At 41.7% G+C, this 14,512-nt stretch carries 12 protein-coding genes, 2 tRNA genes and 1 rRNA gene; 5 read left to right on the plus strand and 10 right to left on the minus strand.

Features of this window, described 5'->3' with window-relative positions; genetic code table 11:
- Positions 1 to 47: 47 nt before the first annotated feature.
- Both lpcA and dauA read right to left on the minus strand, forming a co-directional pair.
- Positions 48 to 626, minus strand: coding sequence for a D-sedoheptulose 7-phosphate isomerase (gene lpcA, locus BTO21_RS09195; RefSeq protein ID WP_045031054.1), 579 nt, complete (start codon positions 624 to 626; stop codon positions 48 to 50).
- Between the two features lie 101 nt (positions 627 to 727).
- Positions 728 to 2,419, minus strand: a complete 1,692-nt coding sequence (dauA, locus tag BTO21_RS09200) for a C4-dicarboxylic acid transporter DauA (protein WP_045031056.1) — start codon at positions 2,417 to 2,419, stop codon at positions 728 to 730.
- Between the two features lie 496 nt (positions 2,420 to 2,915).
- Between dauA and fadE the strand changes: the two genes are divergently transcribed.
- Positions 2,916 to 5,369 carry an acyl-CoA dehydrogenase FadE gene (gene fadE, locus BTO21_RS09205; protein ID WP_045031059.1) on the plus strand — a complete coding sequence of 818 codons (2,454 nt, stop codon included), beginning with the start codon at positions 2,916 to 2,918 and terminating at the stop codon, positions 5,367 to 5,369.
- A 57-nt stretch (positions 5,370 to 5,426) separates the two neighbouring features.
- Here fadE and BTO21_RS09210 read toward each other — a convergent pair whose 3' ends face one another.
- Both BTO21_RS09210 and dnaQ read right to left on the minus strand, forming a co-directional pair.
- Positions 5,427 to 6,653 (minus strand): TIGR03503 family protein, encoded by a 1,227-nt coding sequence (locus BTO21_RS09210; protein WP_045031061.1) that lies wholly within the window; start codon positions 6,651 to 6,653, stop codon positions 5,427 to 5,429.
- Positions 6,654 to 6,660: 7 nt separating this feature from the next.
- Positions 6,661 to 7,383, minus strand: coding sequence for a DNA polymerase III subunit epsilon (dnaQ, locus tag BTO21_RS09215; protein ID WP_045031063.1), 723 nt, complete (start codon positions 7,381 to 7,383; stop codon positions 6,661 to 6,663).
- Positions 7,384 to 7,434: 51 nt separating this feature from the next.
- On the opposite strand from dnaQ, the gene rnhA reads away from it, so the two are divergent.
- The gene (rnhA, locus tag BTO21_RS09220; protein WP_045031064.1) at positions 7,435 to 7,899 is read left to right on the plus strand and encodes a ribonuclease HI; all 465 of its coding nucleotides are present in this window, start codon (positions 7,435 to 7,437) and stop codon (positions 7,897 to 7,899) included.
- Between the two features lie 3 nt (positions 7,900 to 7,902).
- On the opposite strand, the gene BTO21_RS09225 is transcribed toward rnhA, so the two are convergent.
- Positions 7,903 to 8,661, minus strand: coding sequence for a class I SAM-dependent methyltransferase (locus tag BTO21_RS09225; protein ID WP_045031066.1), 759 nt, complete (start codon positions 8,659 to 8,661; stop codon positions 7,903 to 7,905).
- A 41-nt stretch (positions 8,662 to 8,702) separates the two neighbouring features.
- Here BTO21_RS09225 and gloB point away from each other — a divergent pair, with 41 nt between their 5' ends.
- The 3 genes from gloB to BTO21_RS09240 all read left to right on the plus strand — a co-directional run bounded on the left by gloB (position 8,703) and on the right by BTO21_RS09240 (position 11,766).
- On the plus strand, positions 8,703 to 9,461 hold the full coding sequence (gene gloB, locus BTO21_RS09230) for a hydroxyacylglutathione hydrolase (RefSeq protein WP_045031068.1): 759 nt from the start codon (positions 8,703 to 8,705) through the stop codon (positions 9,459 to 9,461).
- A gap of 71 nt (positions 9,462 to 9,532) precedes the next feature.
- Positions 9,533 to 11,080, plus strand: a complete 1,548-nt coding sequence (locus BTO21_RS09235; RefSeq protein ID WP_045031077.1) for a LysM peptidoglycan-binding domain-containing protein — start codon at positions 9,533 to 9,535, stop codon at positions 11,078 to 11,080.
- Positions 11,077 to 11,766 carry a Yip1 family protein gene (locus BTO21_RS09240; protein ID WP_045031070.1) on the plus strand — a complete coding sequence of 230 codons (690 nt, stop codon included), beginning with the start codon at positions 11,077 to 11,079 and terminating at the stop codon, positions 11,764 to 11,766. The genes BTO21_RS09235 and BTO21_RS09240 overlap by 4 nt, the downstream gene beginning before the upstream one ends.
- On the opposite strand, the gene BTO21_RS09245 is transcribed toward BTO21_RS09240, so the two are convergent.
- The 5 genes from BTO21_RS09245 to rrf form a co-directional block, all read right to left on the minus strand.
- Positions 11,763 to 12,629, minus strand: coding sequence for an endonuclease/exonuclease/phosphatase family protein (locus tag BTO21_RS09245; RefSeq protein ID WP_045031072.1), 867 nt, complete (start codon positions 12,627 to 12,629; stop codon positions 11,763 to 11,765). The genes BTO21_RS09240 and BTO21_RS09245 overlap by 4 nt on opposite strands.
- Before the next feature lie 97 nt (positions 12,630 to 12,726).
- The gene (locus BTO21_RS09250) at positions 12,727 to 13,062 is read right to left on the minus strand and encodes a DUF1904 domain-containing protein (protein ID WP_045031075.1); all 336 of its coding nucleotides are present in this window, start codon (positions 13,060 to 13,062) and stop codon (positions 12,727 to 12,729) included.
- 1,056 nt (positions 13,063 to 14,118) lie between these two features.
- A tRNA-Trp gene (locus BTO21_RS09255) sits at positions 14,119 to 14,195 on the minus strand.
- Between the two features lie 36 nt (positions 14,196 to 14,231).
- A tRNA-Asp gene (locus BTO21_RS09260) sits at positions 14,232 to 14,308 on the minus strand.
- A 69-nt stretch (positions 14,309 to 14,377) separates the two neighbouring features.
- Positions 14,378 to 14,493: ribosomal RNA gene (gene rrf, locus BTO21_RS09265) — 5S ribosomal RNA — on the minus strand.
- Positions 14,494 to 14,512 lie beyond the last annotated feature (19 nt).

Consider the following 14,512-nt stretch of genomic DNA (forward strand, 5'->3'; position numbering starts at 1 on the left):
ATTAATAATCGTTGTTCTGACTTGATTAACAAGTAATGTTGATCCGATTATTTTTCCATTTCTTTTTCAACTAACATAATTAAAATATGAATAATTTTAATATGAATTTCTTGAATGCGATCAGCATAGCCAAAATGTGGCACTCGAATTTCCACATCCGCTAATCCTGCCATTTTGCCACCATCTTTACCCGTTAAGGCGATGGTTTTCATTCCCTTAGCTTGTGCTGCTTCTATCGCTTTAAGAATATTGGCTGAGTTACCTGAGGTTGAAAGCCCAAATAACACATCACCTTTAGAACCCACAGCTTCTAAATAGCGAGAAAATACATATTCGTAACCAAAATCATTACTCACACAAGATAGATGACTAGGATCTGAAATTGCAATCCCTGGGTAACCAGGACGATCGTCACGGTAACGACCCGTTAGTTCTTCGGCAAAATGCATCGCATCACAATGAGACCCCCCATTACCACATGACAAGACTTTCCCACCTTGCTTGAATGAGTCAGCTAATAATTTAGCTGCTGCTTCAATATCAGCCAAGTTTTTATCGTCATTTAAAAAACGGTCAAGGACGTCAGCGGCATCAGTTAGTTCGCTGCGGATCAAATCTTTATACATAATCAGCTCTCTCAATGTTTTCCATTAAATACAAATCAAGCAAGCAATCGGCTCGCTTGATGTTGCAATACATCGTTAATCGCAGTGTACAGACAAATAACTTACAGTGTCGACTCTTGATATGATGCTATGTCGGAATTAACCACTAAAGTTTGCTGTAATTGCGAAATTGAATGCGCTATATGAAGATTTGTTAGTTCAAGTACGCCTGCGTGATCCAATTTACGCTCAACATGCGGTAATAACCCTAGTAAATAAACGGGCAAATCAGATAACCGGTCTAATGCTAATTCAAACGCATGGATCGCAGTAATATCAATCGTTGATACATCACTAAAATCAAGCACAATTGCGCGCGTTTCTATTGTTGCATGTTCAATTACTGAAAACGCTTTTTCACTCGCAGCAAAAAAAAGTGGCCCATTAATGTCATACACCACCACATCATCACCAAAATAAAGATGTGGGTGCTCAACATCAGTAATAGTAACCGTGGTTAAACTCGCAATACGTTGAATAAACAATACGCCAGCTAATAATAAACCAACAATTACCGCCACCACCATGTCAAATACAACGGTCAACATAAAACACGTCATTAACACGGCCACATCACGACGTGGTGCGACTTTTAAGGTATGTACAAAATGAGGTGATTCCGACATATTCCAAGCGACCATGATTAACAACCCCGCTAAAGCACTCATCGGTACATAAGACAGTGCTGGCGCTAAAACCATCATTGCAGCTAATACAAACAACGCATGAATAATGCCGGAAATCGGTGAGAAAGCCCCGGAACGAATATTGGTCGCTGTTCGAGCAATTGCTGCCGTTGCCGGAATACCACCAAAGAAAGGCACCACAATATTGGCTAAACCTTGGCCGACTAACTCCGCATTTGGATTGTGTTTGGTGCTTGTCATACCATCAGCAACAACCGCACATAACAACGATTCAATACAGCCTAAAATTGCAATCGTTAGTGCTGATGGCATCAATTCAATTACCGTCGCCCAATTAAAAGTATCGGCTTTCCATAACGCAATAAATTGTGGTGCTTCTTGTGGAATACCATGACCCACAATATTACCGATACTGTAGCTAAACTTTTCCCCAAGCAAAGTGACATGCTCAAGACTAAAATGATTTAACGCCAATGCTAAAATTGTACCCACAAACAAAGAAACTAAATGAGGTGGAATTCGGGTTTTCAGTTTAGCCCAGCCAATAAAGGTCATAATAGTAATAATACCAACGAGAGTATCGGCATAATTAATGGTCGATATAGCATGTGAATATGCCATCACTTTTTCAGGAAAATGAATAGGGCTACCTAATACATGCAGACCAAGCAGATCTTTTAGTTGTAAAAAAGCAATCACAAAGCCAATCCCTGCCGTGAAACCAGTTGTCACAGGGTAAGGCACATACGTCACTAGCTGCCCCAAACGAAAAAGCCCCATCAGTAATAAAATAATCCCTGACATCATGGTCGCCAGCATTAATCCTGACAAACCGTATTTCTGTGTTATTGGTAATAGAATTACAACGAACGCCGCAGTTGGCCCCGTAATATTAAACCGTGACCCCCCCAATAACGCTGCCAAAAAACCCGCTACGATAACAGTATATAAACCATGCTGGGGTGGCACACCGATAGCGATAGATAATGCCATCCCTAACGGAATAGCGACAATACCAACAGTAATACCAGAAACTAAATCGGCACGGAACTTGGAAAGGGAATATCCCTGTTTCCACGATTGAGAAAGAGCTTGAAAAATCAACACAACAAAACCCCTGTGCTTAGCGCACATAAATAAACAGGAATTGATGTCAACCCGACAGAGGGTCCGGCGGGCAAGTGTCAGTCGGAAATCGGGAAAGGCAACAAACGGAAATACTATCCACTCATCACTATGTATAAAAAGAACACAATTACGATAACGCGAACAGTATCACAATAGCGCTACTATGCTACCGCTTGATTAATAATTGACAAGTAAAAACAAACTCGTAGCTGATCTCGATCAATATCAATAAAACCACAGAGTTAGTATTTGTTATCCCTCTACATTCGCCGTTAAAACAATAAAACATTTTACATTTATTTAAAAAACAACTTACACTTACATGAAGTGGTTAGACCTCTTACCTTTATTTTAACACTGTCATACTCTAAAAAAACCTGTAGCACAATATTACCCCTAAAAAATACTAGCCATGAACTGAATGATATTTTTAACTGCTATCTACAGTGCTGCTATATGATTATGGAGAGTCGCTATGACTACATTAGTATACTTAATTGCTTTTTTTTGTGGGCTAGCCATCCTCGCCTACCACCGAGCATCTCGCCTAACGTTTACAGTCGTTATTGCTGCACTATTAATCCTAGGTACACTACTAAATGTAACCGGAATGATTAGCTGGTTAATTTTTGCAGTCATAGCTTTAGTGTTAAACACTCCCATATTACGTAAAAAATTTATTACTCACTACGCACTCAATAGTTTTAAAAGCATCATGCCAAAAATGTCACAAACCGAACAAGAAGCCATTGATGCGGGTACTGTATGGTGGGAAGCTGACCTTTTTAGTGGCAAGCCTGATTGGAACAAGCTCCATGCCATTCAAGCTCCGACCTTAACCCCAGCAGAACAAGCCTTTTTAGATGGGCCCGTTAATGATGTTTGCCGCATGGTCAACGACTTTCAGATCACGCACGATCTTGCCGATTTACCACCTGAAGTGTGGCAGCACCTCAAACAGCATAAGTTTTTTGCGATGATCATAAAAAAACAATATGGAGGATTAGAATTTTCAGCTTACGCACAATCATTAGTACTTCAAAAATTAACAGGGGTCTCTAGCGTATTATCAACCACCGTAAGTGTGCCTAATTCGCTTGGACCTGGAGAGCTACTGCAACATTACGGTACTGAGCAGCAAAAAAATTATTACCTACCTCGCCTAGCTACAGGCAAAGAGATTCCCTGCTTTGCTCTTACCAGCCCAGAAGCAGGTTCTGATGCAGGCTCAATTCCAGATTTTGGGATTATCAAAAAGGGCTTATGGCAAGGTAAAGAAGTACTTGGGATGGAGTTAACATGGAATAAACGTTACATCACTCTAGCCCCAGTAGCGACGGTATTAGGGCTGGCATTTAAGCTCTTTGACCCCGAACATTTACTGGGTGAACAGCATGATCTCGGTATTACTTGCGCCTTAATTCCAACCAATGTTGCTGGAATTGAGATTGGTCGTCGTCACTTCCCACTTAATATTCCGTTTCAAAATGGTCCAACCCGCGGCGAGAAAATATTTGTTCCTATTGATTTCATCATTGGTGGTCAAGCTATGGCTGGTCAAGGCTGGCGAATGCTGGTTGAATGTTTATCTGTTGGGCGCGGCATTACCTTACCCTCTAACGCCACAGGGGGCTTAAAAACCGCAGCAATGGCAATTGGTGCTTATGCACGCATTCGTCGTCAGTTTAAATTACCCATTGGTAAAATGGAGGGTATCGAAGAGCCTCTCGCACGTATTGTGGGTAATGCTTATGTACTGGATGCAGCTACAACATTAACGGTTACTGGTATCGATTTAGGCGAAAAACCCGCGGTTATCTCAGCGATTGTAAAATACCACTGCACCCACCGTAGCCAACAAAGCATTATAGATGCAATGGATATTGCTGGCGGCAAAGGGATTTGTATGGGGCCACGCAATTTCCTTGCAAGAAGTTACCAAGGATCACCGATTGCGGTTACCGTTGAAGGGGCGAATATATTAACCCGTTCAATGATCATATTTGGTCAAGGGGCTATTCGTTGTCATCCATATGTACTTGATGAAATCAATGCCGCTTATAATGACGATCCACACCTTGCTACAGATCAATTTGATAATGCATTATTTAGTCACATTGGGTTTGTGTTCAGTAATATGAGCCGTAGTTTATGGTTAGGATTAACTGATGGTCGAGGCTCATCAGCACCACGCAAAGATGCAACCCAACGCTATTATCAACAACTGAATCGTTACAGTGCTAACTTGGCATTATTAGCCGATATATCAATGGCAACGCTAGGTGGTTCACTTAAACGTAAAGAGCGTTTATCGGCCCGTTTAGGTGATGTATTAAGCCAATTATACTTAGCCTCTGCCACATTAAAACGTTATACCGATGAAGGTCAGCAACAAGAGGATATCGCATTAGTACATTGGGGATTACAAGATGCGCTTTATCAAACCGAGGTTGCCATTGATAATTTTTTAGCGAACTTTCCCAATAGAGCGATTGCAGCTGGACTGCGATTATTAATATTACCGACAGGATTACGTCGCCGTAAACCCACCGATAAACTTGATCACCTTGTTGCACGTTTAATTCAAACCCCATCAGCAACCAGAGATCGGATTGGTCGTGGTCAATTTTTAGAAGCTACTGAAAATAATACCGTGGGAATGATGGAAGTGGCACTACTTGATATTCTCGCTGCGGAGCCTATTTATGATCGAGTCTGCCAAGCTGCTGATACTGCGTTACCATTCATGCAATTAGGCAAAGTAGCCACCATAGGTTTAGAACTAGGTGTCATCACAACAGCAGAAGCCGAGTTACTCCACCGCGCAGAAGCGGGACGATTATATTCCATTAATGTCGATGATTTTGATCCTCAGCAATTAGCGGTTAATCCGTCTCAAACAGCACCCAAGGTGCACAGTGCAGCATAAACATTGAACATCACTATGACAACGGGGAAGCATCATGCTCCCCCGTTTTTATTGCCACTATTTAGGCAACATTAAATCATGTTTAGGTGTACGTTTACGTCGCCACAATAACAACAATGTCATCACACTCATGACGACAATGATATTGACAATAACTACCCATAATAACCGCTGTTGTCGTTGCTCTATCTTATTGCGAGCAACTAACTTCTGTTCGAACTGTTGCTGAGCCAATGACGAGGTTAAATCCGGTGTTACTACAGCCATCTGCATATAATTTTGCTTTGATAATCGAAACACTAACTCACGTTGAGTGAGAGTATCAGTAACATAAGCCCACCCCTGCCACCATGCCTTACCGACATGCATATTATTGGGCCATGTTAATGCTAATTGTGATTGCGATACTGTTGTACTTCGTTGAATAATTTGCGGCTTCGCCTGTGGTTGGTTAACCACTAAATAAGCCGCTAATGAACCGACAACCGTTTGATTAGGTTGAGTCTCAATATTCACAGCATGGGGTATTGCCGACTGCTGGCTTTGTGTAAAAGACGTGGTTATTGGCGGAGGGTAAACCAATACTGTTTGTTCTACTTCACGCTTAAAAACACCATTGGTTGAGATGATTTTAACGAGATATTTACCCGGTTCAACATCAACATTAAGGGCAATGGTAAAGATACCATCAGCAGCAATTTCATCATACTCTTGACCATTATCAGTAAATGAACCGACCTCAATTACCGCCAGCTCATCTTCCGTAACATTAGATAAATCATTGCTAATAGGATAAAACATCACCTTCAGCTGTACTCGCTCTAAAAAGTCACGCAATAATAATGGTTGCTGATTTTGAGTCAGTCGCGCCTTAAATTTCAACACTTCTGTTTGATACAATTGTGCGGGTAATTGATCGACAGTAAGTTGGATATTAGAAATGAGCTTTATACCATTATTAACAGATACTTTGCCTAGTGCTTGCCAAGGTCCGGCCATGGGGTGATTAATAGAAATAATATCCATCCCATTATCGCTGTACCATGACATCGTTTTAGCGTGACGATCTGCATAATATTTTCGCCCATCAGGTGCGACTAACACTACCGATTGACTCGGTTGCTCACGCGTCACAATAAAGGTAATTTGTTCTATTGCGGGATCAACCCGAAACCGATTATCAAGCCACGTTAATCTCGTCTCGGTTTGTCCCCAAGCACTTGATATTGGAATCCAGGCACAAAGCGGGACATAGAAAATAAGTAACCATAATCGCCGCAACATAATGCCCCTAAAGACGCCAAATAACGTCAGCCTTTTTACCAATCAGATCAAGCCTATCTTGATGTGCTGTTAGTTCATCGGCAGTTGCATGAACAACCTTTAATACTTTTCGACCATCAACTAAGCGGCGAATGCTAGATTCCGTTGTCGAATCATCGTTACCGCTACTTAAACGTAATGATGTTTGACCACCGGTCATCATCAAATAAACGTCAGCGAGGATCTCGGCATCGAGTAATGCGCCGTGCATAGTACGATGTGAGTTATCTATACCATAACGTGAACATAAAATATCGAGGTTATTTCGTTTACCTGGAAACAGCCTTTTGGCCATATCTAAGGTATCAGTGACCTGACAGATATCTTCTATTTTTGCAATTGACGCACCCATTTTATGGAATTCATAATCCATAAAACCGGTATCGAACGATGCGTTATGTGCGACTAGCTCTGCGCCATCAATAAAATCAATAAATTCTTGGTGAATATCTGCATAAACAGGTTTATCACGCAGAAATTCATCCGTAATACCGTGAACAGCAATCGCTTCAGGCTCGATGGCCCGATCTGGTTTGATATAAACATGAAACGTTTTACCGGTTAATTTACGATCAATGATCTCGATCGCACCGATTTCAACAATACCATGGCCTTCATAATGGGGGCCGGTCATGTTCATACCGGTTGTTTCTGTATCAAATACAATAATGCGTTGGTTAGTGGCTTTCATAGTAGTTAATGTGTCAGACTTAAGTTTTTATCTAAGGCAAAACTACCCACAATGATGAAGCAGGTAGAAATTTTCACCGATGGATCGTGTCTAGGTAATCCAGGTCCGGGCGGCTATGGCACGGTACTCAGATACAAACAACACGAAAAAGAGCTCAATGGCGGTTATTTAATGACCACCAACAACCGCATGGAACTGCTTGCAGCCATTATGGGACTCGCAAGTTTAAAACAGCCATGCTCTGTTGATCTTACCACTGACAGCCAATATGTGCGCCAAGGAATTACGCAATGGATCCATAATTGGAAAAAACGGGGTTGGCAAACAGCAGATAAAAAACCGGTAAAGAATGCCGATCTTTGGCAACAACTTGATCAAGAAACTCAACGCCACCAAGTTCAATGGCACTGGGTTAAAGGCCATGCTGGCCACCCTGAGAATGAACGTTGTGATGTGTTAGCACGCACAGGCGCTGAAAACCCTACTCAAGCAGATACGGGTTATCAACCAAACTGACATTTATGAGCGTGGTGGCGTTTTAGGTAATATTTTTTCAGCTTGAGTACGGCAGTTAATCCGCAGTGGTGCCAATTGACGGCGTAATTTCCATGTCGGTTTAATCGGTTTTAGCGGGCAAGTACGTTTCCGTGCCACAATAAAATACAAACTACCGACTGCCGATAAAGGCTCAGACAATACATGTTCAAGCCACGCGGCACAGGCAAGGTGACGTGTTGCTGGCACTATCGCAAATGTTTCTTGATACACCACCTCATAATTGAGTAATCGCAGCCAATCATTAATTCTAAACGGTAAATACATTCTTCCCGTCCACGGTGCTTGGCGGCGATTCCACGGTAATAACCCTCGTAACCCTAATAGGCTAAGTGGATTATTACCACTTAATACCAAGTAGCCGTCATCAACCATCACCCGATCAATTTCACGTAATAGCCCATGGGGATCAGTGGCATAATCCAATTGATGCATCAATAAGCACGCATCAAAGGATTTTTCAATAAAGGGTAATTCCAAAGCATCAGCCACAACAGTACGCTTAGGGCTAAGCTTATCGACGCTAATTTGATGTTGAATATTACAATGGTTACTGGTCAGCTCTGCACTCAAGCCTCCAAGCTTTAACATATGATAGCCAAACAATCTCGGACACCACTCATCGAGTCGCGCCTGTAATAATTCTGCTACCCATTCACCATTGATCACATTCGACCATGTATAAGGAACTTCAATGTGTGTTACTGTACGCGTTGGCTTCATAAGATACTGCTCAACACCTGATAAGGCTGGAGACAAAATTCATGTTAACTGTTAAAAGCATACCCGCATTTAAAGACAATTACATCTGGCTGATTCAAAACCCAGATAATCATTGTGTCGTTGTTGATCCAGGGGATGCCACGCCGGTTCTTGAGGCAATAGAAAAAGACAATTTAATTCTAGATGCTATCCTCATCACTCATCATCATCATGACCATGTGGGTGGTATTAGTGAGTTAAAACGCCGTTTCCCTTCAATTAAAGTTGTCGGTCCTAACGATGAACCTATTCCAGGGATCACGCGTCCAGTCGAAGATGGCGACCAAGTTGATATCTTTGGTGAACGTTTTATGGTGCTTAGCGTACCTGGACACACCCTTGGACATGTTGCTTATGTCGGTGATGAAAAACTATTTTGTGGCGACACATTATTCTCTGCAGGCTGTGGTCGTATTTTTGAAGGTACGCCTGCACAAATGTTTAACTCACTACAAAAAATAGCATCACTACCAGATGAAACTCAGATTTATTGCGCTCATGAATACACCGCTGGAAATCTTGCGTTCGCGTTAGTCGCTGAACAAGGTAATGCTCATTTGCAACGTTATCGTGATCAAGTTAACCGTCTACGTGCAAATGGTCAAAGTACTCTACCAACAACTCTCAGTAATGAGAAACTTATTAACCCTTTTTTACGTTGTGATCAGCCAAGTATTAAACACTCTGTTGCTGATAAAGCATACGATAACTCAGATATTGAGACATTTGCGGCACTTCGACGTTGGAAAGATGAATTTTAACGTTTCTCCCCTTGTAACCAAGGTGGTTGGGCAAGTATTATCACCAACCATTTTGGCTACAAACGACTGTCATGAAATTCAAAATTCTTTTAGCAAGTGTGCTTGTTATCGCAGGTTGTCAAACTACAAAAGAGACAACGCAGGTCGATACTAACCAACAAAATACTGTCGTTGAGCAACCAATTAATACACCTGTTGTCCCTGTGGCACCTATCGTCAAAAAACCACAGCCCGTCGTCGTTAAGTTAACGCCGCAACAACAACAGGATGTTTGGGATCGCATCGCGATGCAGATCACGACTAAAATCCCTAATAACAAACGTGTTCAATATTACCGTAACTGGTATTTAAATAATCCACGTAACCTTGAAATTATCGCTCAACGTGCTCAACCCTTCTTGTATTACATCACAGAACAAGTTGAAAAACGTGGTATGCCGCTCGAACTCGCTCTTCTGCCTATCGTAGAAAGCTCATTTGATCCTCACGCTTATTCAAATATGGCAGCGGCTGGACTATGGCAAATCATTCCCGATACTGGACGTCGTTTTGGTTTAAAGCAAAATAGCTGGTATGACGGCCGCCGTGATGTGGTTAAATCAACCGCAGCTGCGCTAAATTTACTCGAGTACTTAAACAAAAAGTTTGATGGTAATTGGCAACAAGCGCTTGCTGCTTATAATACTGGCGAAGGTCGTGTATTTAGTGCGATTCGTAAAAACCGTGAAGCAGGTAAACCGACTGATTATTGGGCACTCGATCTGCCTAAAGAAACCAGCAGTTATGTGCCGAAACTTTATGCGGTTGCCGATATTATTATGCATCCTAAAAAATATGGCTTTCACATTCCACCAATCAGTAATAAGCCAGTTATTGAAGTAGTGAAACCTGGCGTACAAATGGATCTTGCGATTGCAGCAGAATTTGCAGGTATTAGTACTCGTGAACTTAAAGATCTTAATCCAGCATACCGCCGTGGTGTCACCGCACCCAATGGCCTTAATCATCTGTTATTGCCAATCAAAGATGTTAAGCGTTTTAAACGTGAATTAGCGCAGAACCGTAATGCGAGCATCATTACTCACCATCACCGCGTAAAAGCAGGTGAAAGCTTAGGATTAATCGCTAAGCGTTATCACAGCAGCATTATAGCAATTCAAAAGATCAATAAACTTAAAACAACTAATATCCGTATTGGTCAATCGCTAACAATTCCAACATCACCAATTTCATTAGTTAATCGTCAGCATCGTGCTGCCATTAATGTAGAAGCGCAGCATTATGTGGTGCAATCAGGCGATAGTTTATGGAGTATTGCACGCCAGCATAAAACCAGTATCACTAAACTCAAGCAACTTAATCGCCTCAGCAAAAATACAATACTGAAAAAAGGACAGCGATTAAAACTCTCAACCGCGGCAGTAACTAAAATAACAGCAACTAAGCACAAAACGATCATTTATAAAGTCCGTCGAGGTGATAGCTTAAGCGTTATCGCACAACGTTATGATGTATCTGTCGCCGAGATCAAAAAATGGAATAATCTGGCTAGCAGTAAATACATTAAGCAAGGTCAACAATTAAAGTTAGTTATTGATAAGAGAAAGGTTAAAGCATGACGCCATCTAAAAACCCAATCATTGCTATTATTGATATCTTTCGTTCGCCAATAGAATGCTTTGCAGCCATCTATGAGCGTCCAAAATGGGCAATTTTACCGTATTTAATGATTTTACTCGGCTCATTTATTTTATGGGGCAGTTACTTTAATCATGTCGATATGCCATGGCTACAACAAAACATTCAAGCTCAGCTAGGCAACATTGGAGAGAATGTACAACAGTCATGGTTAACCCGTGAAGTGCTACTTGCGGGCGAGGTATTTAGTGATATAACAGGGCGCACCGTGGTTATTTTTGTACTGGCTTTATGGCTAAAGTTAGCGACTAAAGGCAGTCAACATCAACATAGCTATGGTAAATGGCTCGCGGCGGTTTGCTTTATTATGCTGCCGTCTTTTATTGGTGATATTGCCAGCTATATTAATATTGTTTTTAATCATAATAATATTCTGCCTAATGCTGCAGATTTAAATAGTTTTAATGGTCTTCTAAAATTACCAATGAATAATCGCTGGGCAGCGATCGCGACGACCATGCCATTATTAGCGCCATGGTACATCGCATTAACTTACGCAGCAGTGAGTGCGTGGACAGATCTTGATCGCGCTAAAGCAATCATTATTGCGGTACTTCCTTGGGTACTGACCATTATTATCTGGCCGCTACTGATTATTTCAGCTTAATGCATCACCGAATGCGTTAATTTAAACGTGGCCAATAATGGACTATGATCAGAAGCATCCGTTTTAGGTGCTTCTGATTTTACCAATTGCAAATCACGATAATAAAGATGATCCAACGGCTTACCTAATACTCGTACTCGCTGATCATTATGGTATTTAACTTCTTTCAACCCCAAAGAATGTGCAAATTCATGCACCACTTTAATACGCGCTTTACGCCAAGTATTGAAATCTCCTGCCAATATAATCGGCCCTTGATGCTGCTCTAAAACGGCTTTTAAGCTATCTAATTGCTGTTTGTATTCACCTAAACCAATCGCAAAATTAACCCCATGTAAGTTAACGACCGCCAATGTTTGTCCGTCTGATAATGAAAACTGTGATAATAATGCCGATTTTGGTAACCGTAGCCATGGCTCCATAGCAAGATAAGCACAGGTTTGACGCGATGATACCCGCGATAAATTCATCACCCCTGCTGGCGTATCAAGAAAACGAAATGCATTCGCCATTCTGACTTGCCAATGGTTAGCATCTAAATAAGTTTTTAGATCGGTATTTAAACTGGCTTCTTGTAATAACACCAAGTCACTTTTTTGAGTAAATGATTCTAATGCTGAGCGCCAATTCGAACGTTGCTGTTTATAAATATTCCATACAGCAACCGTGAGCACGCCATTATTATCAAGTGGTGGAGCAATTTCACTCTCAATACAACGATAAGTAAAATGGGGAGCAAAAACTTCATTTGTCACTTCAGGTTGCATCGTCACATCAAATGATGAATTAAACGCACCTAACCCCAATGCACCAGCCACAACACCTAAGCCAGCAACTACTTTTGTTTTTGTTCTACGCGCCATAATACAAGCCTACACAGACAAATCAGCCCATTAATGTAATGGGCTAATATCATCATAAAATTAAAAATAACCACATCACTATAAGAATAAAAACGGCTTAATAATGTTTACCGTTATCATAATAAGCTGAAGGCGTCAGGGCAGTAAAAATAACCGCTACGTCTTGATTCGCATCGGCAACAGCCTTTCTCACTACCGCAGTAATCGTTTCAGCCACAAGATCTTGAATCTCTTGGCCACGATCAAACCAAAATACTTCAACAAAAGGGTAAGCATCAGACACTTCACCATCAAATATAAATGATGCCGGTATATGTTCTAATGTGAAGTCTTCACGAGGACACTGCATTATTGGCTGTAAATCATCAACCAATGCCGTTGATAAATGCTTTACTGTATCGAATGCGATAGCACGAAAACGAATGTGTGGCATAAAAACTCCCAAAAATTGACTATTTACTCTACCACATTACCACTTTCACTCTCTATCCAAGAACTTTTTATTACAAATAAAATGTCTATACGTCAATTAATCTCTGGTATTTAAAACTAGCACTTATCGCTTTGTCATTGTTTATTATGTTTTTTCACGCGAAATACCGCTATAAAATATTTACCTACTAACAAGCTTAGTATGCTCAAATACCCGCGTCTATGTTGGTGGTTTTTAGCGCTGAGTTTCGGTATGGTGAATCCGCTACTCTGCCAGTTGGAGCTACACCTAAATTATATAGACGTAAAAAAGCCCCGACATTGCTGTCGAGGCTTTCTTTAATATGGCAGGAGTTACGATATTCGAACGCCCAACACGCGCTGATTTTCGGTATGGCGGAATCCGCTGCTCTGCCAGTTGGAGCTACACCTAAATTATACAAACGTAAAAAAGCCCCGACATTGCTGTCGAGGCTTTCTTGAAGATGACAGGGTGGAGAGATTCGAACTCCCAATACGCGCTGATTTTCGGTATGGCGAATCCGCGGCTCTACCAATTAACGCTACAAGCATAAATTACAGATAGTAAAAAGGCTCATATCTTTCGATATGAGCCTTCTTTAAGATGGCAGGGGTGGAGAGATTCGAACGCCCAACACGCGCTGATTTTCGGTATGGCGAATCCGCTGCTCTGCCAGTTGGAGCTACACCTAAATTATATAGACGTAAAAAAGCCCCGACATTGCTGTCGAGGCTTTCTTGAATATGGCAGGGGTGGAGAGAGATTCGAACTCCCAATACGCGCTGATTTTCGGTATGGCGAATCCGCGGCTCTACCAATTAACGCTACAAGCATAAATTACAGATAGTAAAAAGGCTCATATCTTTCGATATGAGCCTTCTTTAAGATGGCAGGGGTGGGAAATTCGAACGCCCAACACGCACTGATTTTCGGTATGGCGAATCTGCTGCTCTGCCAGTTACGGCCACACCTAATCTACTACAATAATGCAGACGTAAAAAAGCCCCGACATTACTGTCGAGGCTTTCTTTAATATGGCAGGGGTGGAGAGATTCGAACTCCCAACACGCGGATTTGGAATCCGCTGCTCTGCCAGTTGGAGCTACACCCCTATAGTTATTTTAAAGACTTAACTATGTCTTAAATAATGGCGGAGTGGACGGGACTCGAACCCGCGACCCCCGGCGTGACAGGCCGGTATTCTAACCAACTGAACTACCACTCCGCAGTGTCTATTCAGCATAAATGCAACTTGTTGTCTCTACCTTAATAAAAAAGTAAAAATGAAATTAAAGCCTGGCGATGTCCTACTCTCACATGGGGAGACCCCACACTACCATCGGCGCTATTACGTTTCACTACTGAGTTCGGCATGGGATCAGGTGGGTCCATAACGCTATGGTCGCCAAGCAAATTCTGTTTTATTTAC

Origin of the sequence: Photobacterium phosphoreum (assembly GCF_002954725.1) — a bacterium.
Lineage (GTDB): Bacteria > Pseudomonadota > Gammaproteobacteria > Enterobacterales > Vibrionaceae > Photobacterium > Photobacterium phosphoreum.

Coding starts and splice junctions, on each gene's coding strand:
- lpcA (WP_045031054.1), bottom strand. CDS start 626: ATGTATAAAGATTTGATCCGCAGCGAACTAACTGATGCCGCTGACGTC.
- fadE (WP_045031059.1), top strand. CDS start 2,916: ATGACTACATTAGTATACTTAATTGCTTTTTTTTGTGGGCTAGCCATC.
- BTO21_RS09210 (WP_045031061.1), bottom strand. CDS start 6,653: ATGTTGCGGCGATTATGGTTACTTATTTTCTATGTCCCGCTTTGTGCC.
- dnaQ (WP_045031063.1), bottom strand. CDS start 7,383: ATGAAAGCCACTAACCAACGCATTATTGTATTTGATACAGAAACAACC.
- rnhA (WP_045031064.1), top strand. CDS start 7,435: ATGATGAAGCAGGTAGAAATTTTCACCGATGGATCGTGTCTAGGTAAT.
- BTO21_RS09225 (WP_045031066.1), bottom strand. CDS start 8,661: ATGAAGCCAACGCGTACAGTAACACACATTGAAGTTCCTTATACATGG.
- gloB (WP_045031068.1), top strand. CDS start 8,703: ATGTTAACTGTTAAAAGCATACCCGCATTTAAAGACAATTACATCTGG.
- BTO21_RS09235 (WP_045031077.1), top strand. CDS start 9,533: ATGAAATTCAAAATTCTTTTAGCAAGTGTGCTTGTTATCGCAGGTTGT.
- BTO21_RS09240 (WP_045031070.1), top strand. CDS start 11,077: ATGACGCCATCTAAAAACCCAATCATTGCTATTATTGATATCTTTCGT.
- BTO21_RS09245 (WP_045031072.1), bottom strand. CDS start 12,629: ATGGCGCGTAGAACAAAAACAAAAGTAGTTGCTGGCTTAGGTGTTGTG.
- BTO21_RS09250 (WP_045031075.1), bottom strand. CDS start 13,062: ATGCCACACATTCGTTTTCGTGCTATCGCATTCGATACAGTAAAGCAT.